A 26,332-nucleotide genomic window follows, 5' to 3' on the forward strand; every position below is an offset into this window, starting at 1 on the left:
TAAAAATACATAAACATAACACCAGCTTAATTATACATGGATTTTTATGACAGAAACGTCATCTCACCGCTATAAACCACGCAATATAATAAATGCGCCAAATGTAAAATCGTCTATTTTTTCCCGGAGCCAACAACGCGGCGACAGCGAAAATATCCAGCGCTGGTTAAGCAACCATTTTTATCGTTGGATCATTGGTGACTTTCCTCACGTTTATCCTGTGCGCTCCGTCGCCGATTATGCCGTTTATTTTAGCCCTGATGCAGAAATCCCCGCCTGGCTGGTGCCAAAGCTGGGTGGCGATGAGCGCTTTTACTACCTTAACGTTCAGCACCCGCAACTCGTGGCAATGGAAAGAGATTTAGTGGAATTTCTTTCGCGTCAGGAAGGAACGCGGCTGGAAACTAAACTGCAGCGCATCAACTGCTTTACCGTGCTGGCAATGCGCGAAGCGGAGCATCAAAAAATGCAGCGCCTGCGTGAACAAGGTTGGTATCCCTCCAACAGCGAGGCGCTAAAACCGGTGATGACGGTGAATAACGGTGTGCTGGTTGAACTTGATGCAACAAATCCCGGCCTGCGCAGTGAGATGGCGTATGAATCCTGGCATATGCAACACTGCGTCGGAGATTTTGATAATAAAGGCGCGCTTTCCGGCGGCTACGGCGATTACTACGCCCGGCAAATTGAACAACAGAAACTTCGCCTGTTCAGCCTGCGCGACGGCAATAATATTCCCCACGTTACAATAAGCCTGGTGGTTGGTAATAACGGCCTGAGCATTGATCAGATTAAAGGTAAGCAAAATCGCCATCCTATTAAGAAATATGCTAACGATGTTTTATCTCTGTTACGCCATCTGCAACCACTTCCTGAGCGCCACGCTGATTGCGAAGGGATGGGAATAGTTTATGAATTGACGCCGGAATATTCAGGTTGGAAATTTATTACGCATATTCATGACCTCAATTTTCTGCTCAATGTGCTGCATGACAATTTTCACTTAATGGAACACTTCCCCACTCCCCCGGTAGCTTTACAGTGGCTGCTGCTGCACAGCGCCCCGGAGGCGCTGCGCTACCTTCAGGTTGTTGATCCTAACGTGGCGACGGCTGCGGAAATGCTGTTTCCGCAGCATGAATGGCATCCTACGCTTGCCGGGAAAAACACCAGTAGCGAACCTTTCGAAATTGAAAGCCTGACGCTACAAACCACGCGCTACCTCCCTGTCATCAAGGAGGTGCAATAATGTTCTGGATTGTTCTTATTATTGCCGCCCTATTTTTTAGCTGGCGCAACTACAAAAAAAACAAACCGCTGATTGCAGCCCGTATCGCCGAGGAGAAAGAAAAAGATCGCCTGAAAGACCTGCGTCGCGATACCCGACGGCGGCAATGGGCGCTGGCGCTAGCTGATATCCTCGCCCGGCGCAACGGGCTACCGATCAAAGGCGTTGAGCTGGTATTTAAACTTGACGATGACAAACGCCGCTATCTGGCACAGCAGGTAAAAAAAGAGCTGGGCTTGAGCGAAAACCTCGACGGCGCGGCGTTACGCCACAAGGTTGAGGATATCTTACGCCGCTGGCCTGCGGGCATCGGCAGCTCGCCGCGCACGTTTTATCATCATCTGGCGGCCCAGGGCCAGGTCCGCGACGCGCTGGCTTTCGACTGTATGCGCACCGCCTTTCTGACCCGCTGTATCGCCGGGCTCGGCTGGTGCGACGTACATCAGGCCTGGCTGGTGTTATTACTTAACGCCCAGCGCGCTCAGGACTGTTTTGATTCCTGGGAGGATTACGCCACCGCCTACGTTCGCGCCCGCCGGGTATGGCTCACGCTACGTGACACGCCAACAGCGCTTGCCGGACGGGATTTACAGGAAGCCACCCATTATCTGCAAGACCCGGTCAGCCGCTGGCGACAACTGCCGTGGAATGAATTCAAAATTTTCGAGCCGATTTAAAGGACGCTTTATGGAACAGGATGATCGTCTGCTCAACGCTATGTTTGAGATGTGCAACCACAAAAATCCCCTCAATGACGGGCAACGAGAGTGGCATATCGCCGATATTCCCGGCCTGCTGCGCGAAGAACGCTATGACGAACTGGACGAACGCTACAACCAGGCGCTGACGGAGAGCTTTACCAGCCGCGAAGCGGAAAAGCGCTATTTCTTCGCCTGGAATCAAATGGACAACCCTTTTTACGATATGGACACGCTGGTTGAGGCTGGGCCGCAAGGATTAGCGCTGATCAAAAACTGGCAGCGCGCTCGTCCCCGCTCCACTCACGCCTGGCTTGCCGAGGCGCAATACTGGAATCACCGTGCGTGGCTTTACCGCAGCTATGGCTGGGCGAGAGAAACCACCCGAGCGATGTGGATCTGCGCCGCCGCCTGCAACGAACGGATGGTCATCGCCGCGCTCAATGCTATCGACTGTGAACCGCGCCAGTGGATGGCGGCGGCCCTGACCAGCACCAACTCAAAAGTCTTCGGCCAGCCCGACTGGCTGGTTGAGTTCCTCGTGGGCGCGGATGTTGCCGGGCAGCCATTAATGGAAGATCTGGCTGAATATCATCGCCATTCACCGCAGGAGGTGGACGCGCTGATGGCCCATTCCGGGCTGTCGTTTGCCGACGCGGTTTGCCCAAATTTGCCGCGCCCGTCCGTGCTGCCGGAGTGCAATGACGATGCCGGGCAAAAATACTGGCTCGCCGTCTGCCTGGCTATTTTCCCGACGGCATTTTACGTGCTGGATGAATATATCCCGTTTCGTATGCCACGCTGGAGAGGGTCTCACGAGGAGATCCGCGAATTTCTGGAATCAAGCGTATGCGATCACCTTTCTGCCGCAGAACGTGAACATCTGGAGCTATTGATCTGGTGGGACGATCACCGCGATCTGCGCATCAAAGAGGTTGACTCCCCGGCAGAACAGGAACGTATTATCGCCAAAGCCGAAGAGATTAGCCTGCGAGCGCATATCCAGGAATCTCGCCACAACGCGCTGGAGTGGCTGCGGGTCTGCTATAGCGATCTGGACGATAATGACGCGCTCTGGCGAACCCTTCAGCGTTCGATCGTGGAAAAAGTTAAGCTCAACAATTACTTCTCTGATGACACGATAAAGTTCGCCCTGCGCGATTTTCCTGACACCTGGTGGATGTATAATTTTCTCTGCCAGAATGCGCAGCAAACGGAATTCGCAGTGCCGAAAATCCGCCGTGGCTACTTTCAGTACGCCGGGTTATTGGGTTTCGAAAAGGATGAGGCGCAAGGCCTCGCCTGGCTCGATAGCGTCGCCGACATTCAATATAACCATAGCTGGCGGGCGGCGATTAAAAATTTCGACTGGTTCGGGCTCCCGGAACATTTCGTGCCGCTGGCAGAGCTGGGCGCACAAAGAAATATACCCGCCGCGCTAAACCTGCTGGGCCTTGAACACAATAATAAAGAGAACAACGGCCTACTACCTTACGATCCTGCCATCGCGTTAGGGTATTTTCAGCGCGCGGCGGAGATTTTGCACCGGCAGTTAGCGCTGCGCGAGAGCACCCCGTACAAATTAATAGATAACGGAGGCTATACCGACTATGAAAATGACCTGCAAAATATTCATTTCAGCATCGGCGTCTGCAACCAGCGTCTGAGTAAACAAGAACCTGATACCGAAAAACGTTCCGCTTATGAAAAAGAACTGCTCGATAATCTCTGGCTGGCGCATCAGTTCGGGCATAAAGAAGCCTGGGGCTTGTTCCTGCTGAATATTTTTGAAGTGAAGGATATTACGCTGGCGCATAAGCATCTGGAACTGGTGCAACAAGAGGCCAACAAAGGCACGCTACATGCTATGGTGACCCTATCGCGCCTGCACGGTAATAAACACGATCGAACGCTGTTTAATATGAAGCTAAGCGCACGCTGGGCGCATTTTGCCTTCACACTTTACCCGGATAATGAAATCGTTATGGACTGCCTGGACCACCTGCATTTCGATTCTTTCTGGAAACGCTTTCGTTTCGCCTGGTATACCGTCCGTATCCCGAATTCAGAGCTGCCGGGACAGGTCAACTCAATGGTGTAATGGAGTGATAATACAAAGAAAATCTCTATTTCTTTGCGCCCTGCTTCTACTCTGCGCCACCGCCAGGGCTGAAATTACGGAGCAGCAGATCGAGGCCGACTGCGCAAAAATTCCAGTTTTTGCCAGCCAGGGCGAACAGCTTTACAAGACCCAAAAGTATGCCAAAGCGCGCGACGCTTTTGAACAGCAGGCCGCATGGAGCGAAAGCTGCGCCCTTGACGACAGCGCCATCGCGACGGCCTACAACAACGTGGCGCTAACCTGGATACGCGAAGGCGAGTGGCGTAAAGCCCGCGCCTGGCTGATGCTAAGGCCGAATGATAGCAAGTCGATCTACAACCTGAAACTTATCAAAGATAAGCTATCGGCCCTGCCGCCACCGGTTTTTGCGGCGGGGGAATACTGGCGCTATGCCGGACGCGCCTCCTGGAATGTGCTTAGCGTGAAGGCATTACCCACCCCATCGCGCTATCAGGTTAATTTTCAGGGTTACTGGTTCGGTTTAATGGGGATCTACTTCGGCCCCAATATCGGCGAGTTCTCCACAGCGGTAACGCTGGAAAACGATAAAACCATCGTGGCGCTTCGGGAAGGCGATGATATTCACTGCGACATTTCGCTGGCTTTTTCTTCTGAAACCATTGATGCCAGCACCGATACGTTTGTGGACTGCGGTTTTGGCGCAAATGTCCGCGCCGACGGGCACTATCTGCGCGTTGAATAAATCTGGCGTGGAAACTGAAATTTTATGATTAACCTGAGATCGGTTGAAATTAACAATCTATTTATAATTCTCATAACGTTCCTCATTCTTTCCTGATATCCATATTACCTTAACACCTCCATTACAATTATTCATGTCGTAAGCATGGTATATTTAACACTCGCTTCTTTTTTTCACCCTGTGATACTTCATTTCTGGATATCAATTTGAACCGACCATTTTCCATTTGATATTGTTCCTTTATATAAATCTGAGGCGCCTGATCTTTAAACTTTATAGTTACAAGATGACCATCTTTGCTGTCTTCATACCACCTATATATAACATAACTATCAATGCTTATTGTGTAATCCTGGCGGATGACAAAATCAGAAAAACGCACGATATCTTCATAAGCAAAAAAGCTACTAAGTAATAAAGCATCCACCAGGTTTCCTTTTGCATCATAACTATTTATTTGTACATTAAGTAATAACGTATCAGACTCTCCAATTTTATTATAAATTATCAATTTGTAAGTATTATCATCATGTTCAAAGCACCCTAATTCATAATAACGGACACCATCACCAATATACGGAGAAAGAAAATTCTCACCTTTTACCGGCACCTTAATTTCCTGTTGATTAAATAAGTTAGTTTTCTCTTTATATTCATCTGGTAATTTTAACTCCATTACATTACCATCGGAATTAATATCTTTATAATAACAAGCCAATTGTGCAAACTGCGTAGAATCAACAGGTAGAACCAATTCCTTGCTCTTTTGATTATTACAACCAACACTTGTTAAAATAATGCCAAACAATATGGCCGAACGCAGTAAACTTAAAGAAAAAGTTAATCTATAACTATTCATAGTCGGCAGTAATATTGGGTTATATGTAGAAAACTATATAATAAAATATTGTCATCATGCATTATTGTATTTTTCTTAAAAACTCATGATATGATTACTAAATAAGCGTCAATTATTAAGATGTGCAGATGACGGTGTTGATACCAATTTTTAGCGTTTTTGCTGTATCGCGCACGTCAGCACCATTGAAGGCCATATCAACAATATGGTCTTTGACGCCGGGCGTACGGGCTTCACAGGTATAAGACAACTGGAAAACACGTCTACATGACCGGCAACGAAAGCGCTCGTGCCGAGAAGAACTACGACCATGACGATAAATTTCATCTGAATGGCAACAGTAACCATAGAAAACCTAAAATAACAGTACATACTATAAATTCTATCGATTGAAGGCATTACCCCTGTATCCCCCACAAAACGTTGCCCCGGAGGATAGAGCTCGTTTACAAAACACCACATTATTCACACTTTATTCTTTCTGTACTATTTAAAGAACTTCCAAACTCATAAAAATAGTTCATATTAGTGATATAATCATGATAATTATCATCATTTAATTCACGTTCCTTCTGCATAACCAACGAAAACAATTCGCTGTCAGACTTAACATCATAGCAACCATGAACTGACATCACAGATAACAAATATATAATTGTCATTTTTTCAAAAGAACTATTTGTGGTGGAAAGTTTGTCTCTCAATAGAGGAATAGCCTTCGATCCCATAGGGGCAATACCATCAGCCATCCATAATGGATATGGTCTTTTAGCACGTGTACCATAATAATAAAAATCATACCTTTTATCTAAAGGCAATCCCTTCATATACACCAAAACATCCTGGATAGAGTGCCCGTTGAGGGTACTCCTGACATATTCAGGAATAGAAGACTGGCAAGCTGTTATCGCCGCAACGAATGATATGACCATAATTATAGAGAAAAATTTTTTTGACATAAATTATCACCTGCATCAGTTATTTTTTTCATATCAGATTTTATTTTATTCCCTGTCGCATAGGCATCCTTTTCAAAACCAATATTTCAAAGTCAGAAAAAATGCACGGCACGATAAGAACATTAGCTGGTATCTGACAATCAATCACTATCACTAAATTTGCGTCATTACCGGATTCTACATATTTAAATAAATACCATCATGATTTCCCAAAATTCCTCCAAGCCAGACCATGTTCCTTAGATTTTACTCCCAACAACCCCTCTATTTCCCCCCATAAATATTGATTGGCGTCTGTCGATGTAACTATTGCTTCAACAAGACCTGTTGCTATGGCAGTGGCTAATTCATCATTATCTGAAGCCATCCCATCTTCAATATATTTAAACAATAACTCTTTTTTAACACAATCAAGTTCAGAAAATATCGCTACCAAAGACTTACCAATCTGCGAAAATAGCATAATCAACGGTGACTCATCAGGAATCCAATACTCATTAACGGACCCAATTGTTTCTGATATAGAGTCCGAAAAAGAACTAAATTTATCCACATAGTCAGCAATAATTTTATCCATTACTCTCCCCTTAAAGCTCGCTGTAAATCTTTCAATATATTCTCTGTCGCCGACCTTCTCACCAGTAGACAATTCATAAAGCACAGCATCCGCAGTGCTTCTGCAAATAGACCCGTTTTAGTTCAATGCATTTTTTTAAGATCCCGGCCAAATTGACCCTGGTTGAGTTGTATCCATTTCTTGTTTGGACCAACATACCCTCCCCCCCAAGGCTCTACTTTTCCATCAGAATATGGTCACAGTGGCAAAGGTGGAGTTTTCTCTCCGGCTCATGGTGTGGCTCCAGTTGCCCCGTCATCTGCTCCGGCGTCAGTCCGTCCCTCTTGACTAAAATTTACACAATTCATTGATAATAAAAAATATTTAAATCATAGCTAATTCTTTAATTTTTTCAGTTCTTGTAGCTTGTTTTGAGCACCTATATCACCATTTTTTGAAGCCAATCCCATCCAATAAATAGCTTTGTTCAAATCATAATACTTTGAAAAGTCAGGGTTTGTATTGGATAAATAAATACCATAATTATATTGAGCTATGATATTTCCTTGAGATGCAGATATCTCCAAATACCTTAATTGTTCGTCAATGTTATTTATGGTGAAGCAATAATATTGATATAATCGAAATGATGCTTCCGAGTCTCCATCTTTCGATTTGTTTTCAAGCTCGAATTTTTGCTCATCCGTTAGATTATAGATGGTGGAAGTGGATTCCGACCTCCATTTATTACCGTCTTTAGACTTAGTCATTTTGCCACCAAATGTGTAAAATGATACTATTAACATTATAAATACAATAACAAATCGCATTTATTTCCTCATCATATAAATTTATTTTATATCTCCTGGTTTCTGAAGCGTTCTAGTGGTCGTTGATACGGGTTTAATCCCTCCATAAGCCCTATCGGGTCCTGTATGATATTCCTCCTTTGCAGAAAATCATACCATCGACATCAGTTGTAATCTCGACACCAGATAATTTTATATCTCATTAGCAGTAGCACAAATAGACTATTATTCACAAACATTTTCTTTTATTTTTTTTATCGATTCATTAATTTTGTCTATAATACGCTCATCTCTAAATTCATTTAATAGTTCATTTAGAATAGGAAGTAATTCTTTACTCCCGGCATTCCCGGCTGCAATAATAATTTCATCAAAAATCACATCTTTCTTAAGTTCTTTAATTATGGTTTCCAGAACACGTTCATCCTTTCTCTCTGCCAGACCTGATATAACCTCAATTCTTATATCATCATTCGTATCCAATAACATCCCCACAAACTCCTCTCTGATATCCTCGGTGTCATATTGATTGAAATTTATAGAAAATGCAGCCCAATTCTTCACGTCGCTATTATTATCACGAAGTAAACATAGCAATAAAGGTATTGTCGAGTTATCATTAATATTTGATAGTGCTGCTGCAATTGCACATCGAACATTTGCCGATTTATCATGAATTACTTTAGTGCATAAATTAATAAATTCCTTTTCGAAATGTTTGTCTTTTTTACAAAAATACCCTAACGCATTGATAATAGAGGCTCTTATCAAGACTGATTTATTGAGTTGGAACATGTTTTTTAAAAAACAAAAAGATTTTCGCAGTTTCTCATATGACATGGTCATTTGACTTAAAATAGTAACTCCAATTTTCTTTTTATAGTTATCCCTGGAATGACAAAGATTCATGGATAAATTAAAAACATCGTCTCCACTTAATATTTGCAGGCAAAATATAGCAGCATTTCTTTTTAAGGGGTCATTATCATACAAAATAGGAGTGAGTTGTTCTATTGTGTAGTTTTTATACTTTTCATATAGAAAAATCTCTCTTCTTTCTTTTTTTTGTTTGTATTTTTCAATAACTTTCATAACGATTATCACTTGGTAATTTTATCTTTGGATTGCCGTGTATGTTTGCATCCCCATGCCTTCATGGTGTACTTGTCTCCAGTGCAGTAAATCTACCATCTGCAATTAACTCTTCGAGCATCTCACATCGGCCAGGTTTCTTACCTGTACTTTGCCCTCGCTCACTTATTAATGAATCAACCAGCTTCTGTATTCCTGTGTTAGCTTGATTAGGCGCGGGTGAGTATGAACGGCAGCGGGCCGGGCGGCGTGAAGTCGGTCTCACCCGGCAGCACCTTCGCCCCCGGCAGCGGGTTTACCGGCCTCGCCGGACGTCATTCCGCCCGGACACACCGAGCACGCCACGCCTGTCGGCGCGCCTATCAGCCCCCCCCGCAGCCCCTGGACTATCGGGCCACCTTCTGCTGTCATATCATTCTGGCGCGCCGCTGGTTTTCCGCTCATCACTCAATTCCTTTTATTATTTAATTTGATGTGAGGAATAAGGTATGTACGTATTTATCACTTGTGATACTCCTCGTTTTTTATCATTTTCCCCACCAAAAAAAACCATTGAACATATCCACCAGATAAAAACCACCCCCATATTGCCACTGTCAAAACATATTCACTGTGAATGGTTGTAAAAATAAAACCAAAAGACAATAAAAATAAAAACAAAACAATAGCAAATATTATTCCTGTCGGAAATGATATTATTACCATCCCATACATCATAATACTATTCAGTTCACTTATATCATAATTTGAATCTAACTGAGAAAGTCTAAGTAAAGAAACACATAATATAGAGATTGACATTGTTATCCAGATCATTTTTATACTTCTAATAAAGTGTTTCATTATAACACTCCAGTTAAAATAAATCTCATAAGCCGTCCTGCATTATTCCCGGAACATTTCATCTGACATGTTTTTAAAGTATCATTAGACCAATCCTGACAATTATTGACCAATCCAAATTTCATCGGAAACATCCAGTCGGGTAATACGGTATAAAAAGGCCTTGCTCCTTTAACTTTTTCTTTTAGGCAGCTTTCAATACAATCATTATCTGGTTCGACCGATTCGCACCGGCTAGCACCTTCTCTCGTATCGTTGCTCGCTTTTCCTGGTCCTAACCTTCCATCAGTTGGCCATTCTCCTCGTTGATCCTGACCACCACAAACATATCCATTTTCCCCGTCAGGAACACAAAGATATTGATGATATAAAGGATTACCCCATATATCAGGGCCACTTTTTTCACTCGTACCTCCTAGTGAATGCAATGGTTTAGTACATTTTAGTGTTTCCAATCCTAATGGATCTATATCTGTGACCGGATTCAGCGGATATTTATAAAGGTTTCATCCCCCGGCTAATCCAATAGGATCCTGCGTGATATATATTCCCTGTTCCGGATTGTAATAACGGTACCGGTTGTAATACAGTCCCGACTCCTCATCGTATTGCTGCTCCGGCAGCCGTATCACCTGCTCCAGGTGCTCAGGGTTTTCCTCACCCGACAGGTTTTCCCATTCATTAAACGCTACTAACTTATACAATACTTCTATTAACGCCGATTAACATCTGCGATAGTCTCTAATAACCACGATAATATAGGTTTTTACCTACTGCTCACGATGCAAGCCTCTACTGGCTCTCCTCGTTTGCTGCGTTTTTTCATCACGTAAGTTTTCGATAAGAGCATCGACATCACGATCAAAGTGTGATGACTTTTTTATATATCGAATGATATCTTCCGATAAAAATTGGTCGGGATCAATAAGTGCCAACCTAACTAATTTCATCAATTCATCTTTAGATGGTTTCTTCTTTAACCACCAATGAAACGCGCCATTCCGATCATGTTCCGAACTATCCTCATGACCAACCTCATATCCATTAAGTTGTTTTAAAAACAATAAATCAGGATACATATCAAGGTCTAACCACTCCATTGGAAAAGACATTAATGTTATAAACACTATTTTGTTCATAAACCACCTTATTAAACAGGATCCGCACCAGTATATTGAATTTCTCCACCTAACCTTTCGAATATCTCACACATCGACACATCCCCACGCAAACACCCTTCTCGAGCAGCCCCCATTGATATATATTGTAATAGTAAAAGGTCAGCACTCAATAACTTACCAAATTTAAAAATCATCTTCTGCCTGGCAGATAGAATTTTCTTACTTGCATCAGATAGTTTTCTACAAAATGAGCTTTGTTCCTTTGTCATTTTAGTTGAATCTGCTTCAGAAAGAGGTTTCCATGTATCGGTACTTACACGAGGACCATCATTTTTCGCTAAGTGAATATGATCTGGAGCATGGTCAGGCCGAAATCTGTGGCCTCTGGGCCAGGGTTCGCATGTACCGAAGTAGGACCATTAGCCCCAGGGATACCTTGTCCAAGGTTAACCAGCCCCAAAGGGTCACTTCTGCTAATCGGATTTAGTGGATACTGGTACAGGTTCCATCCTCCCATCCTCCCATCAGCCCAATCGGATCCTGCGTGATGTACCTTCCCTGCCCCGGATTGTAATAACGGTGCCGGTTATAATACAGCCCCGACTCCTCATCGTATTGCTGACCCGGCAGCCGTATCACCTGCTCCAGGTGCGCCGGGTTTTCCTCACCCGACAGGTTTCCCCACTCACCATATTTCCGCACGTCGACAAATTTATCTTACGTCGACAAATTTATCTTAAATATCAGATCAGTCATGCCTATAGATTGTGTACCATGCGAAACATCGAGCCAACCTATCTGGAATATATGGAACATGATCTTTTACCCATTTTTCTATATTTTTTTCCTCTGATATTTCAGCCGCACCACTCCATATTGTGATAAAATCATCCTTAAACTCATCTCCAGAATAAAAAATAAACGCCTCATCGGCACCATATGTTTCTATATAGACGATTGAACTATTTTGCTCTTTAAAAAATTCGAGTATATTTAATCGTTCTGTTTTTAGTTGCCTTTTGATATTATTTTGCAAAAAATCTCTTTGTGCAGCACTCAATTTATCAGACATATTAGTACATGGTGTTTTTGCAAATGAAAAACCACAAGCCAGGCAAAATACTAACGTACATTTAAGTATATTTATTCTTATCCATCTCATTATCTCACATCCCCAAATTTCATATTCACTCGATTTTTATTATTTCAAAAAAACTCTTGACATTTCCCCTTCTTATTCTGCAATCATCCTCGTTCATCGCTACATCCAAACGCCAGTGCAATTTATTTTCCACATCCCAATGACTTCTCATCGCATTAGCAAATTTTTCTGCTGTTAAATCCGCTGAACTTATATAATATCTCACCCAACATTTCCGGTTCTTTCTTTCCACTATGTTTCTCTGAACGAAAAGATACCGCCACGCATAGTTTTTTTAACCCTTCCATTCAAATGTAAAAGAAATTAGCTCATCCGGAACATCACTGACAATATGAGTCACATGTTACTTAACATTCAATCAGAAATATATCTCTTTGTAATCTTTAAATAAGGGTGAATCCCCTACGCCCATAAAAATGAACATTATTTTTGTTGATGGTATGCCACCTCTGCCTGAAGGCACTGTTCTATCAGGGAAAGATCATAACAACCATAACTCAAACATTAATTTATGAATTTAGTAATAACGCAACATTAATCTGTAAAATCCAGCACTGACTTGTATTTAAAAAGTTGTATTTAACGTGCTAAATATACGATTCCTGGTTATTTTATTCTTTATACAGGCGTATGCAAAAATATACTCTCATACTCTCGTCATGATGCTGAAGGTTAAATTTAATTCATTTTAAAAGGCTAAAACCAGGATGAAGATCTACCTCGTCACCAAATCAATTTGCCACCACCACCTATATAACTCCGGCCTGGATATGGAAGTATAAACATGTCATCACATTTTTCCCTGGAACACCCCCAGTATATCGTTTCCTTACCATCGGACCATTCTGCCGTGGCGGCGGCATTAATAGAAAAATGCCAATTTTTCTTATTATAAATCAACTCACCCGTTATTTCACAAGGAAACCAGAGCCAAAATCCAGTCATGGTATCACTCATTTCCTTATATTTATCACTTAACGAAAATATTTTTTCTATCTGACTTGCATTTAAAACCCATTTATTGCATAAGTTTCTATCCCCAGGCTCTTTATTATAAGGACTCATATAATGGGACTGATTTATTTTTAATATCTTCATATCAGCAAAACAATAACTCACACAGGATAAAAATAGAATCACAAAAATAATCACATTATTCGCTTTCATATTAACACTCTATCCAGGTCGAACGCATACCTTTGTCGTTTAGTCGAGCGGCGGCGGGCATATAGTTTTCCTCATTATATATTGATGTAATTTTGTATCATTGCAATTATAATATTAAAGTTACCTTGCTCAGTTTAGTAAAAAAGCAGAATATGTTTGACGTCAATATTATCCAACGCTTCTATGAAGAAGTACAAATCCAAAATAACAGTTTGCACTTGCTTTTTGATTAAATAATGAGAAACTTTTACCTGACTTGTTCTTTGCCTAATTACTACAAATCCGTGAGTTTGTAATCGATTTTACATTGTTGTCGATAGTCAGGAATTATTGATATATAATTCAGTGAATTTGACAAATTCGTTTCAGAATGGCCTTGCTTTTATGTAAACTTCATTCATCTTTCAAACCATCTCATATAATGTTTTCATGCGAATTTTCTTGTCATACACATTGAAAACATATAACAAAAATATGTTCACGACATATTCAATTAATATTTAATACCATCGTCAACTTCATCATCATAATTTATGAAATATAGAATTATTTTAGTGTGATACGTTTGAGTGGCAACCACTTACCAGGCTGAGAATATGAAAACATTTTTCCTTTTATATAATATGCTTTTCCTTTATTGCTTATCTCAAATTGCGGTGATGGATATGGACATGCATTTTCCTCGTCGCCGTTATAGTATAATGCCAAAACATCAGAATTGATTTTTAAAGAGTAGTCACCAATGCATGTTATCCCCGCATGCCAGGTTGTCATGGATAAAGAAGCACGATTATTTTTACTATCTATCTTTAAATTATATTGTAAAAAAACCTGACTCCCATCATTTAACTGCTCACCAAGTTCCTCGACTCTAAAGTTACCATCCCATTGAGTTTGAGTAATCGCAAAAGAATTTGCGCACCATAAGCAAGGAAAAATAAATAGATATTTTATAAAATCGCTCATACCACTAACCCCTGATTTAATATGTAGAAGGTATCAATTCAGTATTCAGCATTGTCACACTATACACAAAATCACTCAAGTTGCATCAAGGCGGCAAGGATTTGCTATTGCGCAATGCGTAAAAAATATCAAGAAAAATATATTTTCATAATAAAATCTACTAATAAGTAGATTCAATGGATTCCATCTTATCAATACGTAATTATCATTTTCTGTTCAACTTCAACCTGATTTCCTCTTAGTACTGAGTATCGTCTGCGATCGTTAATTCTACATCTGATGATATCTCGTTAAAAAATAACGCTACCGCCATACCCTGGTTTACAAACCTGCACACCCTAAGATTACTCTCTTATCTGCATTAAGAATATTATTGTGTTTTTTTTCGGAATATATAAAGATTCCCCATAGTGGATACATAACGTGAGCCAAATTAGTTAAAGACGTAATCACTGACGCTATAATAAGTCAAATGACCTTTAGTATTTTCTTTAATGCATGTTGCCGAGGTAATTTCAAGTTTATTTTTAGTGAATTAGTTTAATATTCAAGAAATGCTTTATTTAAATCCTGAATATTGGGGGCAGTGTCATAACATCCTGATAGCAGAAAGATATAAATAAGCAGCTATTTACCCTGATTAAACATATATGCCTCACGCACTACAATCTTCCGTGACCAAATCCAGCAGCGTTAAACTCCACCCTTTGCCCAAGCCATGAAGTTCGCTCAGATGAAAAATCAAACCATCACCCCATTTTTTCGGCACTGCCACCACTCGCTCTGATTGCAGCTCAAGCCGCCTGGCGTTTGCTATACGGGTATCCGACGCCTGATCCCCACTATCCGCTCCATTCACCATGCTAAACGTCAGCAGCGCATTATTAGTACCGGTATAGCTGACAAAAAAACCGGCGTGATCCCATCCCTTTTCACAAACGTACTCAGCCTCCGTGTGGTGATCAAATTCGTTATCCACAGGAATATGCTCTGAAAACCAACCTACCTGCCCTAACAGGTAGTTAAAGTCAGGTATCGGTTTATTAATATCAAATTTTTTCATCCACTTATAATCAAACCCAGCCCCAATTCGGTACAGCACATACATCCCGACTTTTTTATCAATCAGGGCATTAATTTTCGCGTTGTCTCGCTGCTGAAAAGCGATAATCACCTGTCTTGCCGTCTCTTCAAACGACGGAGCGGCACAAACGGGATGCGCGGCCATTCCCAGCAGACTCAACGCGATGGCCGTGCGGCTCATTTTCATCATTGGCTCTCCATTAACATCCGGTGTTCTATTAGCGCCAATATACTCTCGCAATATTTACTCGGCCTGTCCGTAAGCGTACAATGCCCGCCCTTAAAGTGAGGACTCTCCTCAAGCCGCCTCATCAGGTGAGGCGGATCTGACCTGTCATCAGAACGAGAAAATGATGTTTAAACCAGAACTCCTTTCGCCGGCGGGAACGCTGAAAAATATGCGTTACGCTTTCGCTTACGGTGCCGATGCCGTCTATGCGGGCCAACCGCGCTACTCTTTACGCGTGCGTAATAACGAATTCAATCACGAAAATTTGCAGCTTGGCATCAACGAAGCCCACGCGCTCGGAAAAAAATTCTACGTGGTGGTGAACATCGCCCCGCATAACGCCAAGCTCAAAACCTTTATCCGTGACCTGAAACCCGTCGTCGAGATGGGCCCGGATGCGCTGATCATGTCCGATCCAGGGTTGATTATGCTGGTACGCGAGCACTTCCCGGCAATGCCGATTCACCTGTCGGTACAGGCTAATGCCGTAAACTGGGCGACGGTAAAATTCTGGCAGCAGATGGGGCTGACCCGTGTGATTCTCTCCCGCGAGCTGTCACTGGAAGAGATTGAGGAAATTCGCCAGCAGGTGCCGGATATGGAAATAGAAATTTTCGTCCACGGCGCGCTATGCATGGCCTATTCCGGCCGCTGCCTGCTTTCCGGCTACATCAATAAACGCGATCCGAATCAGGGCACCTGCACCAATGCCTGCCGTTGGGAATATAACGTGCAGGAAGGAAAAGAAGACGTTGTCGGCAACATCGTGCATAAGCATGAACCGATTCCGGTACAGAACGTTGAGCCGACGCTCGGTATCGGCGCGCCGACGGATAAAGTGTTTATGATAGAAGAGGCCCAAAGACCGGGCGAATACATGACCGCGTTCGAAGACGAGCATGGCACCTATATCATGAACTCAAAAGATTTGCGCGCTATCGCCCACGTGGAGCGCCTGACGAAAATGGGCGTCCACTCGCTGAAAATCGAAGGCCGCACCAAATCCTTTTATTACTGCGCCCGTACCGCCCAGGTCTACCGTAAGGCCATCGACGACGCCGCCGCGGGTAAACCCTTCGACCCTACGCTGCTGGAAACGCTGGAAGGTCTGGCTCATCGCGGCTATACCGAAGGTTTCCTGCGTCGCCATACGCACGACGATTACCAGAATTACGAGTACGGGTACTCCGTTTCCGAACGCCAGCAATTTGTCGGCGAGTTCACCGGTGAGCGTAAAGGCCAACTGGCGGCCGTGGCGGTGAAGAATAAATTCTCCGTTGGCGATAGTCTGGAGCTGATGACACCGCAGGGAAATATCAATTTCACCCTGGAACAGATGGAGAACGCCAAAGGCGACGCTATGCCGGTGGCACCTGGCGATGGCTATACCGTCTGGATGCCCGTCCCGCAGGACGTTACACTGGATTACGCACTATTGATGCGTAATTTCTCAGGCGAATCAACGCGTAACCCCCATGCTAAGTAGTTAATTGCGGTTATTTTTTCATGGCGGGAAGATTCTTAGAAATTGATCACATACCGCTTCGCTCAATGCGGGTATTATTCAACGCGCTGAAAAACATAACCCATAAATGCTAGCTGTACCAGGAACCACCTCCTTGGCCTGCGTAATCTCCCTTACGCAGGCTTATTTTTTGCGTATAATCAATAAAAAAGTGGTACTTTCCGCCACATCCAAAATTGACCACACTAACCAAAGCGCAAATGGGCGCTTAGGTTTACAGACCTCCCCTATTCATGGCCAGCCAGCAAGTCACAATCCTCCCCGCATCCGGTCAGACTAAGGACTTAGCATTCTGACGTTTACGTTTAATATCAGTGAATTAAATCAACAACTGCTTTGTGAGAACTTACACAAAAAGTTTCCAGGTTATTAAATTAAGGTTAAAAACTGATAATTTAAGCGTGTAAAAATATGGCACGTTTTAATGCCGCTTTTACAAGGATTAAAATAATGTTTTCCCGGATTAGAGGTTTGATTTCGTGTCAAAGTAATACTCAAACCATCGCACCTACGCTCAGTCCACCTTCATCAGGCCATGTAAGTTTTGCTGGGGTTGATTATCCTCTATTACCACTCGATCACCAAACGCCGCTCGTTTTTCAGTGGTTTGAACGCAATCCAGATAGATTTGGTCAAAACGAAATTCCCATTATCAATACGCAGAAAAACCCTTATCTTAATAATATTATCAATGCTGCTATAATAGAAAAAGAAAGAATTATCGGTATTTTCGTTGATGGCGATTTTAGCAAGGGACAAAGAAAAGCATTGGGAAAATTGGAACAAAATTATAGAAACATAAAGGTTATTTACAATTCTGACATTAATTATAGCATGTATGATAAAAAGTTAACGACGATTTATTTAGAAAACATCACCAAACTGGAAGCTCAGTCAGCAAGTGAACGAGATGAGGTCTTGCTTAACGGGGTAAAAAAAAACCTGGAAGATGTCTTGAAAAACAATCCGGAGGAAACGCTTATTTCATCTCATAATAAAGAAAAAGGTCACTTATGGTTTGACTTCTACAGAAATCTTTTCCTGCTAAAAGGAAGCGATGTTTTTCTGGAAGCTGGTAAACCTGGTTGTCATCATCTGCAACCAGGCGGCGGTTGCATATATCTTGATGCAGATATGTTACTTACTGATAAACTCGGCACGTTGTATTTACCTGATGGTATCGCTATCCATGTAAGTCGTAAAGATAATCATGTTAGCCTTGAAAATGGAATTATTGCTGTTAACCGCAGCGAGCATCCAGCATTAATAAAAGGACTCGAAATTATGCACAGTAAACCTTATGGCGATCCCTATAATGACTGGCTCAGTAAAGGGTTGAGGCATTATTTTGACGGTTCTCATATACAAGATTATGACGCATTTTGCGATTTCATTGAATTTAAACACGAAAATATCATTATGAACACAAGCAGTTTAACTGCCAGTTCTTGGAGGTAATCATGATAGCCTTGTTTTACTCGCCCTTACCACCGTCACGTATAATCGGTATCCAGAGTTATTCCTTTATCCTGTAAAATGTGATACAGATTCTCCATTGATCTAATAACTACCTCAATTTCACATTCAAGTTTCTCTACAGAACCTTCATTGAGTGAGAAGTTGAGAGCCAGTAATAATGATTGTGAGTTATTATCATAACACAAATGTGGTCCATTATTCTCTGCAAACCATAAATTAGCATTGAGAAATTCAAAAGCAAGATTATTATTATCCGGAGGTCTTCCGCAAAAACCGTATATCATTATATACTCGCTGTTAGTGCTTGTTAGTAAGATACGGTAACGGTTATCTATAATAAATGAGCATAATCTGTTTTCGTCAAAGGCAATTGAATCAGCATTTAATTTTAGTGAAAACTGTCTTAATAAGCGATCGGCTCTTGAATACATAACACCCCATACTCTATTTAAAGCGTTTCTATATAAGTCATAAGCCTCTGGTCTGGACGCTTAACACCCCGTGTCATCGTCAGAATTCGTCTTTTCCCTATGACTTGCTGTGTTTGCTCATTTATGGCCAGGCTGGCCGGGTTCTGACGCCATTTGCGCTAAGGTATAGTCCGGCGCATATTCCCATCATACCAATTCCCCCCATGCCAAACGATGCGCCTAAAACCGTCAGAGCGGTAGTATATGCAGCACCACTACTGACACTGGCGACAGCCCCTGAGCATACCCCACTGAAAATACCTGTAAACAATGCCGTGGTTCCCACGCATATTAAACATCTGGGTTTATTGCCGTGAGCGTTAAACTCAACGATTTCAGCTGCCGGAATTTCTTCATTACACCGTTCAGAAGGGGAGAGCAATGGCGTTTGCGCATTCACGCCTGAAGTAACATTCATATAAACCTCTTCATGCACATGCCTGTTTATGTTTATGAGAAAAGCGATACCTCAGGCAACGGTACGACTATAAGACACCGTGCTAAGTCATCATCTAAATAGGTTTTATTTGATAACAAGAATAGTGTACTGCTAATAGTGCGCCTTGTTCCTGCCAAAGCAGTCTAAAGAACATTTCGATTTTATGCTATTAAAAAGTATGTTTGGTAATAAATATCAGGTTTTTATCTGATATTATGAAGTTTGAAATTAATACTGATAACTGACGTATGTTCGTCTTGTTAATTCTCCGTTTCATTATTAAAGGCGCTATATCGGAAAGCGTCTGACTACCCCTTGTGGTTTCCTTGCACTCTTACAAGCGCTACTCAATGCGCATACCGGCATCTCTCTTGTCGCCATTTGCCTTAAACCATGCTTCGCTTACCGCTGCGTACAGCAGGAAGAAAAACGGTAAAGCAATAAGTGCGCAACATTTCAATTTTCATCCTGTTCTGACCTCGCTTTTTCATTTCTGCTATACACTTTCTGGAGATTGTTGTTCAACCTATTAAGGCATAACGGATGGCTAACTTTCCCGCCAGCTTACTGATCCTCAATGGCAAAAGCGCTGATAACCAGCCGCTACGTGAGGCCATTACTCTACTTCGCGACGAAGGCATACAGATTCACGTTCGGGTAACCTGGGAAAAAGGCGACGCGCAGCGTTACGTTGATGAAGCCCGTAGACTGGGCGTTGAAACGGTGATTGCCGGCGGCGGAGACGGTACCATTAATGAAGTGTCGACCGCGCTCATCCAGATCCGCGACGGCGTAGCCCCTGCACTGGGCCTTTTGCCGCTCGGCACTGCCAACGATTTTGCCACCAGCGCCGGTATTCCTGAAGCGCTGGACAAAGCGCTGAAACTGGCGATTGCCGGAAACGCGATGGAAATTGATATGGCCAGGGTCAATGATAAAACCTGTTTTATCAATATGGCGACGGGCGGTTTTGGCACCCGCATTACCACCGAAACGCCGGAAAAACTTAAAGCCGCGTTGGGCGGCGTCTCCTATCTTATTCACGGTCTGATGAGAATGGATACGCTGACCCCTGACCGCTGCGAAATACGTGGCGAAAACTTTCACTGGCAGGGAGATGCGCTGGTGATCGGCATCGGCAACGGTCGTCAGGCTGGCGGCGGGCAGCAATTATGTCCCACCGCGCTGATTAACGACGGGCTGTTACAGCTACGGATTTTTACCGGCGAAGAACTGCTGCCGGCGCTGTTTTCCACACTCACGCAGTCAGATGACAATCCGAATATTATTGACGGCGCCTCAGCGTGGTTTGATATTCATGCACCGCATGAAATCACGTTCAATCTGGATGGCGAACCACTCAGCGGGCAAGAATTTCATATTGAGGTGCTGCCTGGCGCATTACGCTGTCGGCTGCCGCCAGACTGCCCGTTGCTACGTTAATAACACCAGTCGCTGGCCGGATGCGCTCACATCCGGCTTTTCTTCGTTGAACTCAGGCGATGGTGACTTTGCTATCCAGATAGACATCTTGTACGGCGTTAATCAACTTCACGCCATCAGCCATCGATTTCTTAAAGGCTTTACGTCCCAGAATTAGCCCCATTCCACCGGCTCGTTTGTTGATCACCGCGGTACGAACCGCGTCGCCGAGATCAGTGTCGCCGCCGTCCGCGCCGCCGGAGTTGATAAGCCCGGCGCGTCCCATATAGCAGTTCGCCAACTGGTAACGTACCAAATCAATCGGGTTATCGCTGGTCAGTTTGCTGTACACGCGATCGTCGGTATAGCCGAAGTTGACCGCTTTATAACCGCCATTATTCTCGGCCATTTTCTGTTTCACAATATCCGCGCCAATCGTAGCGGCCAGATGGTTGGCTTGCCCCGTCAGGTCAGCGGATACATGGTAATCAACGCCGTCTTTTTTAAAGGAAGAATTACGCAGGTAAGCCCACAATACGGTCACCATACCCAGCTCATGCGCACGCTCAAAAGCGGCGGAGATCTCTTCAATCTGGCGACGAGACTGTTCCGAACCGAAATAGATCGTCGCGCCTACCGCCACGGCGCCCATATTGAACGCCTGCTCAACGCTGGCGTACAGGGTCTGATCGTACTCTGTCGGATAGCTCAATGTTTCGTTGTGATTCAGTTTGACCAAAAACGGAATACGGTGCGCATAGCGCCGTGAAACCGAGGCCAGTACGCCGTAGGTAGAGGCCACGCAGTTACAGCCGGCCTCAATCGCCAATTCAACAATGTTTTTTGGGTCAAAGTAGCGCGGGTTGGCCGCAAAAGAGGCGCCGGCGGAGTGCTCCACTCCCTGATCGACGGGCAGTATCGAAAGGTATCCTGTTCCCGCCAGGCGTCCAGTATTATAGAGCGTCTGCATATTACGCAGAACGGCTGGTGGACGATTATTGTCAATCATCACCCGGTCAACGTAATCCTTGCCGGGTAGATAAAGCTGATCGGAAGGAATGGTCATACAACGATGCTGTAAAAGGCTGTCGGCGTCTTTGCCAAGCAACTGCGCAATATCAGTCATAGCTATGCTCCCGTAAGTTCCGATAGGGTATCGGAAGGTGAATAGTCCTGCCCCGCAGATTGCGGGTCGCAATAAGCCTGGTACTGACCGACCATTTTTGCCAACTTTAGCGCATTTTTTCGGCGCTATCTGCTGACTCGATTCACGTCCGAAAAAGTGTTAGATCGGTCAAAATTAATGCTCAATGGTATTTAAAAGGTATTATTAAATGGTATTGTCGTGGCGTACCTTACCTGTCATGAAGGATTCAAAAATGAAAACGACCTTTAAACTGTCGTTCATGATGTTCGTGGAGTGGTTTATCTGGGGCGCCTGGTTCGTCCCCCTGTGGCTATGGCTAAATAAAAGCGGGTTTTCCGCCGGTGAAATAGGCTGGTCTTATGCCTGTACCGCCATTGCGGCGATCCTGTCGCCGATTCTGGTCGGCTCCGTTACCGACCGTTTTTTCTCAGCGCAAAAAGTCCTGGCGGTACTGATGTTTGCAGGCGCCGTGCTGATGTATTTCGCGGCGCAGCAAACCACCTTCGCCGGATTCTTTCCGCTGCTTCTGGCCTATTCATTGACCTATATGCCGACCATCGCGCTGACAAACAGCATTGCCTTCGCTAACGTACCGGACGTTGAACGCGATTTTCCACGCATTCGCGTTATGGGAACCATTGGGTGGATAGCCTCCGGCCTCGCCTGTGGATTCCTGCCGCAAATGTTAGGCTATAACGATATTTCCCCCACCAACATTCCACTGCTCATAACCGCCGCAAGTTCAGCGTTGCTGGGCGTATTTGCGTTCTGTCTGCCAGACACGCCGCCAAAAAGCACCGGCAAGATGGATATTAAAGTGATGCTGGGGCTGGATGCGCTGGTTCTGCTGCGCGATAAAAACTTTCTCGTTTTCTTCTTCTGTTCCTTTCTGTTTGCGATGCCGCTGGCCTTCTACTACATCTTCGCTAACGGCTATCTGACAGAAGTGGGAATGAAAAACGCCACCGGCTGGATGACGCTCGGCCAGTTCTCTGAAATCTTCTTTATGCTGGCGCTGCCCTTTTTCACTAAGCGATTTGGTATTAAAAAGGTATTATTGCTTGGTCTTATTACCGCCGCGATCCGCTACGGCTTTTTTGTCTATGGCGGCGCGGAGACGTACTTCACTTACGCCCTGCTGTTCCTCGGTATTTTGCTGCACGGCGTAAGTTACGATTTCTACTACGTCACCGCCTACATTTATGTCGATAAAAAAGCGCCGGTTCATATGCGTACCGCTGCGCAAGGGCTTATCACCCTCTGCTGTCAGGGATTCGGCAGCCTGCTGGGCTATCGCCTCGGCGGCGTGATGATGGAAAAAATGTTTGCTTATCCGCAACCGGTTAACGGTCTGACATTCAACTGGGCGGGCATGTGGACGTTTGGCGCAGTGATGATTGCCGTCATCGCGCTACTGTTTATGATTTTCTTTCGCGAATCGGACAAAGAGATCACTGCTATTGACGATCGCGATATTGCGTTGACACAAGGGGAAGTAAAATGAAAGCAGAACGTATTCTCGGTGCTCTTTACGGGCAAGCGTTAGGGGATGCGATGGGAATGCCCTCTGAGCTGTGGCCGAGAACGCGCGTCAAAGCGCATTTCGGCTGGATTGACCGCTTTCTGCCCGGGCCAAAAGAGAATAATGCCGCCTGCTATTTTAACCGCGCGGAGTTTACGGATGATACCGCAATGGCGCTCTGCCTGGCCGACGCGCTACTCGAATGCGAAGGCAACATTGATCCCGAGATTATTGGGCGTAACATCCTCGCCTGGGCGGAACGCTTTGATGCGTTCAATAAAAATGTACTCGGCCCGACGTCAAAAATTGCGCTGAACGCGATTCGCGACGGCAAACCCATCGCGGCGCTGGAAAACAACGGCGTGACTAACGGCGCGGCCATGCGCGTTTCGCCGTTGGGCTGCCTGTTGCCGCCAACTAACCTGACAGCCTTTATAGCAGAAGTAGCGTTAGCCTCCAGCCCGACGCATAAATCCGATCTGGCGGTGGCTGGCGCCGTGGTTGTCGCCTGGGCCGTCTCGCGAGCGGTTAACGGCGACACGTGGCAAAGTATTGCCGACTCGCTCCCCGCCGTCGCCCATCAGGCGCAGACAGCGCGTATTACCACGTTTAGCGCCTCGCTATCGGCACGTCTGGAACTGGCGCTAAACATTGTCCGCCACGCCGACGGCGTCGAATCTGCCAGCGAACAGCTCTATCAGATCATCGGCGCGGGAACCAGCACCATTGAATCGGTTCCCTGCGCTATCGCCATGGTGGAACTGGCGAATACCGATCCTAACCGCTGTGCCGTGCTGTGCGCTAACCTCGGCGGCGATACCGACACTATCGGCGCGATGGCTACCGCCATTTGCGGCGCGTTGCACGGGGTAAGCGCCATTAACCCCCAGTTAAAGCAAACGCTGGACGAGGTTAATCAGCTGGATTTTGCGCGCTATGCCGTTGCGCTGGCGAGTTATCGTCAACGGCGGGAGGCACTATGAACGGCGCACGGTTGCTGACATTATTACCGACCCTGCATACCCGCCGTCCGCTCACCGTTATCGGCGCGGCAGTGATCGATATCATTGCCGACGCCTGGACGTTGCCGCGTCGCGGAGGCGATATTGAACTGCAACAACAGAGCGTCAATGTCGGCGGCTGTGCGCTGAATATTGCCGTGGCGTTGAAACGACTGGGGATTGACGCCAGCAATGCGCTGCCGCTGGGCCAGGGCGTGTGGGCGGAGAGGATTCGCCGCCGTCTGGCAAAAGAGGGATTATCCAGCGTGATTGACGCGGTTGAAGGAGATAACGGCTGGTGTCTGGCGTTAGTCGAACCGGATGGCGAACGCACGTTTATGTCTTTTAGCGGCGTGGAAAACCAGTGGAATGCGGACTGGCTGTCGCAGCTCAGGACACCGCGGGGCAGTCTTGTCTACCTGTCCGGCTATCAACTGGCCTCGTCCTGTGGCGAGCCACTGATCCAGTGGCTGGAAACCGTCGACGATGTCACGCCTTTTATCGATTTTGGCCCACGAATCGGTGATATTACAGACGACGCAATGGCGCGCATTATGGCCTGCCGGCCCATCGTCTCCCTCAACCGCCAGGAAGCCATCATCGCTGCGGAACGCGCCGGGCTTGCGACCGATACGCGCACTTTCGGCGAAGCATGGGTAAAACGCTTTTCCGCGCCGCTGGTGGTGCGCCACGATAAAGACGGAGCGTGGTATTTTAGCGCGCAATCTTCCGGCGTTGTGCCAGCGTTTCCGGCAACCGTGGTGGATACCATCGGCGCGGGCGACAGCCATGCTGGCGGCGTGCTGGCAGGACTGGCGTCAGGCTGGCCGCTCGCGGATGCCGTACTGCTGGGAAATGCGGTGGCGAGCTGGGTGGTCGGGCATCGCGGCGGCGACTGCGCGCCCACGCGCGAGGCGCTACTCCTCGCACACAAAAACGTATAGGTCGCTACGACAATAACTGATGCTGTATTCAATAGGCCGCTGCTGCTGATCGAGCGCCACCTGCTTAATCACCAGCACCGGCACTTTACCATCCATTTGAATATGCGACTGAAACTCATCATCCGGCATCCGGGCGCTGACGCGGGATCGGGTACGCTGAGGGTAAATGTGCTGGCGACGAAAATAGTCATACAACGAAATGCCAATCGCGTCGACATCATGAATCAGATGCGCAGGCACCCAGGACTCTTCAATCGATACCGCGTCCTCATCAACATAACGAATGCGTTTGAGTAAAAAGACGTCGCTGCCTGCGGGGATCGCCAGATGCTGCGCGACCTCATCCGGACAACTTACCACGCGTTTGTTAACCCATAGCGTATCCGGTTTTTTGCCGCGCAAGACAACCTGCTGAGAAAATCCCCGCGCCTCTTTCAGGGAATATTCAAAGATATTATTGATTTGCGTACCGTAGCCGCGGGCGCGCGTGACAACACCCTCTTCTTCCAGCGCCTGCATCGCTTTTCGTACCGTGATGCGCGAGACGCCGGTAAGCTGGCTGAGATCGCGTTCGCCAGGCAAAATATTACCGTGCTCAAGAATACCGCTGCGCACGGCATCCTTTACCGTCTGGGCGAATTTCATGTATAGCGGCGTATTATCCGCCGCTGAAATTCGTTCATTCAGTTGCGCGATGAGCCGGGTATGCGCTTGTTCCATTTATCT

General features: G+C 45.3%; 29 protein-coding genes and 5 pseudogenes. 10 read left to right on the top strand and 24 right to left on the bottom strand.

All coding sequences use genetic code 11. From position 1 onward, the window contains the following. Positions 1-46: 46 nt before the first annotated feature. The 4 genes from ABVN44_RS02805 to ABVN44_RS02820 are packed head-to-tail and all read left to right on the top strand — an operon-like array spanning position 47 to position 4,811. Positions 47-1,249 (top strand): hypothetical protein, encoded by a 1,203-nt coding sequence (locus ABVN44_RS02805; RefSeq protein WP_023232003.1) that lies wholly within the window; start codon positions 47-49, stop codon positions 1,247-1,249. Further along, the gene (locus ABVN44_RS02810) at positions 1,249-1,965 is read left to right on the top strand and encodes a DUF1266 domain-containing protein (RefSeq protein ID WP_000498586.1); all 717 of its coding nucleotides are present in this window, start codon (positions 1,249-1,251) and stop codon (positions 1,963-1,965) included. Before ABVN44_RS02805 ends, ABVN44_RS02810 begins: the two co-directional genes overlap by 1 nt. A gap of 10 nt (positions 1,966-1,975) precedes the next feature. Beyond that, complete coding sequence (locus tag ABVN44_RS02815; protein WP_023232004.1) at positions 1,976-4,087, top strand: DUF4034 domain-containing protein; 2,112 nt, start codon at positions 1,976-1,978, stop codon at positions 4,085-4,087. Positions 4,088-4,091: 4 nt separating this feature from the next. Continuing rightward, positions 4,092-4,811, top strand: coding sequence for a tetratricopeptide repeat protein (locus ABVN44_RS02820; RefSeq protein WP_023232005.1), 720 nt, complete (start codon positions 4,092-4,094; stop codon positions 4,809-4,811). A gap of 127 nt (positions 4,812-4,938) precedes the next feature. Here the strand turns inward: ABVN44_RS02820 and ABVN44_RS02825 are convergent, their stop codons facing one another. From ABVN44_RS02825 to ABVN44_RS02920, 20 genes and pseudogenes are all read right to left on the bottom strand, one after another. Further along, on the bottom strand, positions 4,939-5,670 hold the full coding sequence (locus ABVN44_RS02825) for a hypothetical protein (protein WP_170873654.1): 732 nt from the start codon (positions 5,668-5,670) through the stop codon (positions 4,939-4,941). A gap of 121 nt (positions 5,671-5,791) precedes the next feature. Continuing rightward, positions 5,792-5,992 (bottom strand): annotated as a pseudogene (locus tag ABVN44_RS02830) (IS1-like element transposase); the annotation flags it as partial. 139 nt (positions 5,993-6,131) lie between these two features. Then, positions 6,132-6,629, bottom strand: a complete 498-nt coding sequence (locus ABVN44_RS02835; protein WP_000037401.1) for a hypothetical protein — start codon at positions 6,627-6,629, stop codon at positions 6,132-6,134. 199 nt (positions 6,630-6,828) lie between these two features. Then, positions 6,829-7,206 carry a hypothetical protein gene (locus tag ABVN44_RS02840; protein ID WP_063054272.1) on the bottom strand — a complete coding sequence of 126 codons (378 nt, stop codon included), beginning with the start codon at positions 7,204-7,206 and terminating at the stop codon, positions 6,829-6,831. Between the two features lie 374 nt (positions 7,207-7,580). Next, positions 7,581-8,015, bottom strand: a complete 435-nt coding sequence (locus tag ABVN44_RS02845) for a sel1 repeat family protein (RefSeq protein ID WP_001213036.1) — start codon at positions 8,013-8,015, stop codon at positions 7,581-7,583. Between the two features lie 204 nt (positions 8,016-8,219). Then, positions 8,220-9,086 carry a HEAT repeat domain-containing protein gene (locus ABVN44_RS02850; RefSeq protein WP_023232010.1) on the bottom strand — a complete coding sequence of 289 codons (867 nt, stop codon included), beginning with the start codon at positions 9,084-9,086 and terminating at the stop codon, positions 8,220-8,222. A gap of 61 nt (positions 9,087-9,147) precedes the next feature. Then, positions 9,148-9,351, bottom strand: a complete 204-nt coding sequence (locus tag ABVN44_RS02855; protein ID WP_071786847.1) for a polymorphic toxin type 34 domain-containing protein — start codon at positions 9,349-9,351, stop codon at positions 9,148-9,150. Further along, positions 9,302-9,530: pseudogene (locus tag ABVN44_RS02860) on the bottom strand (type IV secretion protein Rhs); the annotation flags it as partial. The pseudogene ABVN44_RS02860 and the gene ABVN44_RS02855, both read right to left, overlap by 50 nt. Before the next feature lie 57 nt (positions 9,531-9,587). Next, the gene (locus tag ABVN44_RS02865) at positions 9,588-9,929 is read right to left on the bottom strand and encodes a hypothetical protein (RefSeq protein WP_023232012.1); all 342 of its coding nucleotides are present in this window, start codon (positions 9,927-9,929) and stop codon (positions 9,588-9,590) included. Continuing rightward, a complete protein-coding gene (locus ABVN44_RS02870) occupies positions 9,929-10,384 on the bottom strand; it encodes a hypothetical protein (protein ID WP_179122116.1) in 456 nt (151 codons plus the stop codon). The genes ABVN44_RS02865 and ABVN44_RS02870 overlap by 1 nt, the downstream gene beginning before the upstream one ends. A 54-nt stretch (positions 10,385-10,438) precedes the next feature. Further along, positions 10,439-10,615: pseudogene (locus ABVN44_RS02875) on the bottom strand (RHS repeat-associated core domain-containing protein); the annotation flags it as partial. Positions 10,616-10,699: 84 nt separating this feature from the next. Then, entirely contained in the window at positions 10,700-11,068 is a 369-nt protein-coding gene (locus tag ABVN44_RS02880) for a hypothetical protein (protein ID WP_023232013.1), read from the bottom strand. 11 nt (positions 11,069-11,079) lie between these two features. After that, complete coding sequence (locus ABVN44_RS02885; RefSeq protein ID WP_023232014.1) at positions 11,080-11,319, bottom strand: hypothetical protein; 240 nt, start codon at positions 11,317-11,319, stop codon at positions 11,080-11,082. A 173-nt stretch (positions 11,320-11,492) separates the two neighbouring features. Beyond that, positions 11,493-11,746, bottom strand: a pseudogene (locus ABVN44_RS02890) (RHS repeat-associated core domain-containing protein); the annotation flags it as partial. A 52-nt stretch (positions 11,747-11,798) separates the two neighbouring features. Next, on the bottom strand, positions 11,799-12,122 hold the full coding sequence (locus ABVN44_RS02895; RefSeq protein WP_023232016.1) for a hypothetical protein: 324 nt from the start codon (positions 12,120-12,122) through the stop codon (positions 11,799-11,801). A 115-nt stretch (positions 12,123-12,237) separates the two neighbouring features. Further along, complete coding sequence (locus ABVN44_RS02900) at positions 12,238-12,447, bottom strand: ISAs1 family transposase (RefSeq protein ID WP_254889437.1); 210 nt, start codon at positions 12,445-12,447, stop codon at positions 12,238-12,240. 488 nt (positions 12,448-12,935) lie between these two features. After that, complete coding sequence (locus ABVN44_RS02905) at positions 12,936-13,379, bottom strand: hypothetical protein (RefSeq protein ID WP_023232018.1); 444 nt, start codon at positions 13,377-13,379, stop codon at positions 12,936-12,938. Positions 13,380-13,925: 546 nt separating this feature from the next. Next, positions 13,926-14,345 (bottom strand): hypothetical protein, encoded by a 420-nt coding sequence (locus ABVN44_RS02910; protein WP_001618914.1) that lies wholly within the window; start codon positions 14,343-14,345, stop codon positions 13,926-13,928. Between the two features lie 433 nt (positions 14,346-14,778). After that, positions 14,779-14,976, bottom strand: a pseudogene (locus ABVN44_RS02915) (hypothetical protein). Positions 14,977-15,000: 24 nt separating this feature from the next. Beyond that, entirely contained in the window at positions 15,001-15,618 is a 618-nt protein-coding gene (locus ABVN44_RS02920; RefSeq protein WP_020437436.1) for a hypothetical protein, read from the bottom strand. A 163-nt stretch (positions 15,619-15,781) separates the two neighbouring features. Between ABVN44_RS02920 and yegQ the strand changes: the two genes are divergently transcribed. After that, on the top strand, positions 15,782-17,143 hold the full coding sequence (gene yegQ / locus ABVN44_RS02925; RefSeq protein ID WP_001517981.1) for a tRNA 5-hydroxyuridine modification protein YegQ: 1,362 nt from the start codon (positions 15,782-15,784) through the stop codon (positions 17,141-17,143). A 450-nt stretch (positions 17,144-17,593) separates the two neighbouring features. Then, positions 17,594-18,640, top strand: a complete 1,047-nt coding sequence (sseK2, locus tag ABVN44_RS02930; RefSeq protein WP_077941720.1) for a type III secretion system effector arginine glycosyltransferase SseK2 — start codon at positions 17,594-17,596, stop codon at positions 18,638-18,640. Positions 18,641-18,675: 35 nt separating this feature from the next. On the opposite strand, the gene ABVN44_RS02935 is transcribed toward sseK2, so the two are convergent. Both ABVN44_RS02935 and steD read right to left on the bottom strand, forming a co-directional pair. Next, the gene (locus tag ABVN44_RS02935) at positions 18,676-19,092 is read right to left on the bottom strand and encodes a CesT family type III secretion system chaperone (RefSeq protein ID WP_001747580.1); all 417 of its coding nucleotides are present in this window, start codon (positions 19,090-19,092) and stop codon (positions 18,676-18,678) included. Between the two features lie 121 nt (positions 19,093-19,213). Continuing rightward, a complete protein-coding gene (steD, locus tag ABVN44_RS02940) occupies positions 19,214-19,549 on the bottom strand; it encodes a type III secretion system effector SteD (protein ID WP_006497691.1) in 336 nt (111 codons plus the stop codon). 564 nt (positions 19,550-20,113) lie between these two features. Between steD and yegS the strand changes: the two genes are divergently transcribed. Continuing rightward, positions 20,114-21,013: a lipid kinase YegS gene (gene yegS, locus ABVN44_RS02945; protein ID WP_001273393.1), complete on the top strand. Its 900-nt coding sequence runs from the start codon at positions 20,114-20,116 to the stop codon at positions 21,011-21,013. Positions 21,014-21,065: 52 nt separating this feature from the next. On the opposite strand, the gene fbaB is transcribed toward yegS, so the two are convergent. Beyond that, positions 21,066-22,118, bottom strand: a complete 1,053-nt coding sequence (gene fbaB, locus ABVN44_RS02950; RefSeq protein WP_000129590.1) for a class I fructose-bisphosphate aldolase — start codon at positions 22,116-22,118, stop codon at positions 21,066-21,068. 253 nt (positions 22,119-22,371) lie between these two features. Between fbaB and ABVN44_RS02955 the strand changes: the two genes are divergently transcribed. From ABVN44_RS02955 to ABVN44_RS02965, 3 genes are read left to right on the top strand one after another with little or no spacing between them, the layout of a single operon-like run. Then, a complete protein-coding gene (locus ABVN44_RS02955) occupies positions 22,372-23,643 on the top strand; it encodes a nucleoside permease (protein ID WP_000858692.1) in 1,272 nt (423 codons plus the stop codon). Continuing rightward, the gene (locus ABVN44_RS02960; protein ID WP_000642793.1) at positions 23,640-24,644 is read left to right on the top strand and encodes an ADP-ribosylglycohydrolase family protein; all 1,005 of its coding nucleotides are present in this window, start codon (positions 23,640-23,642) and stop codon (positions 24,642-24,644) included. The genes ABVN44_RS02955 and ABVN44_RS02960 overlap by 4 nt, the downstream gene beginning before the upstream one ends. Then, on the top strand, positions 24,641-25,606 hold the full coding sequence (locus ABVN44_RS02965; RefSeq protein ID WP_001012652.1) for a PfkB family carbohydrate kinase: 966 nt from the start codon (positions 24,641-24,643) through the stop codon (positions 25,604-25,606). The genes ABVN44_RS02960 and ABVN44_RS02965 overlap by 4 nt, the downstream gene beginning before the upstream one ends. On the opposite strand, the gene ABVN44_RS02970 is transcribed toward ABVN44_RS02965, so the two are convergent. Next, on the bottom strand, positions 25,580-26,326 hold the full coding sequence (locus ABVN44_RS02970; RefSeq protein WP_000434062.1) for a GntR family transcriptional regulator: 747 nt from the start codon (positions 26,324-26,326) through the stop codon (positions 25,580-25,582). The genes ABVN44_RS02965 and ABVN44_RS02970 overlap by 27 nt on opposite strands. Between the last annotated feature and the right edge of the window lie 6 nt (positions 26,327-26,332).

It is taken from the genome of Salmonella sp. SJTUF15570 (genome assembly GCF_043357055.1).
Taxonomy (GTDB): domain Bacteria; phylum Pseudomonadota; class Gammaproteobacteria; order Enterobacterales; family Enterobacteriaceae; genus Salmonella; species Salmonella enterica.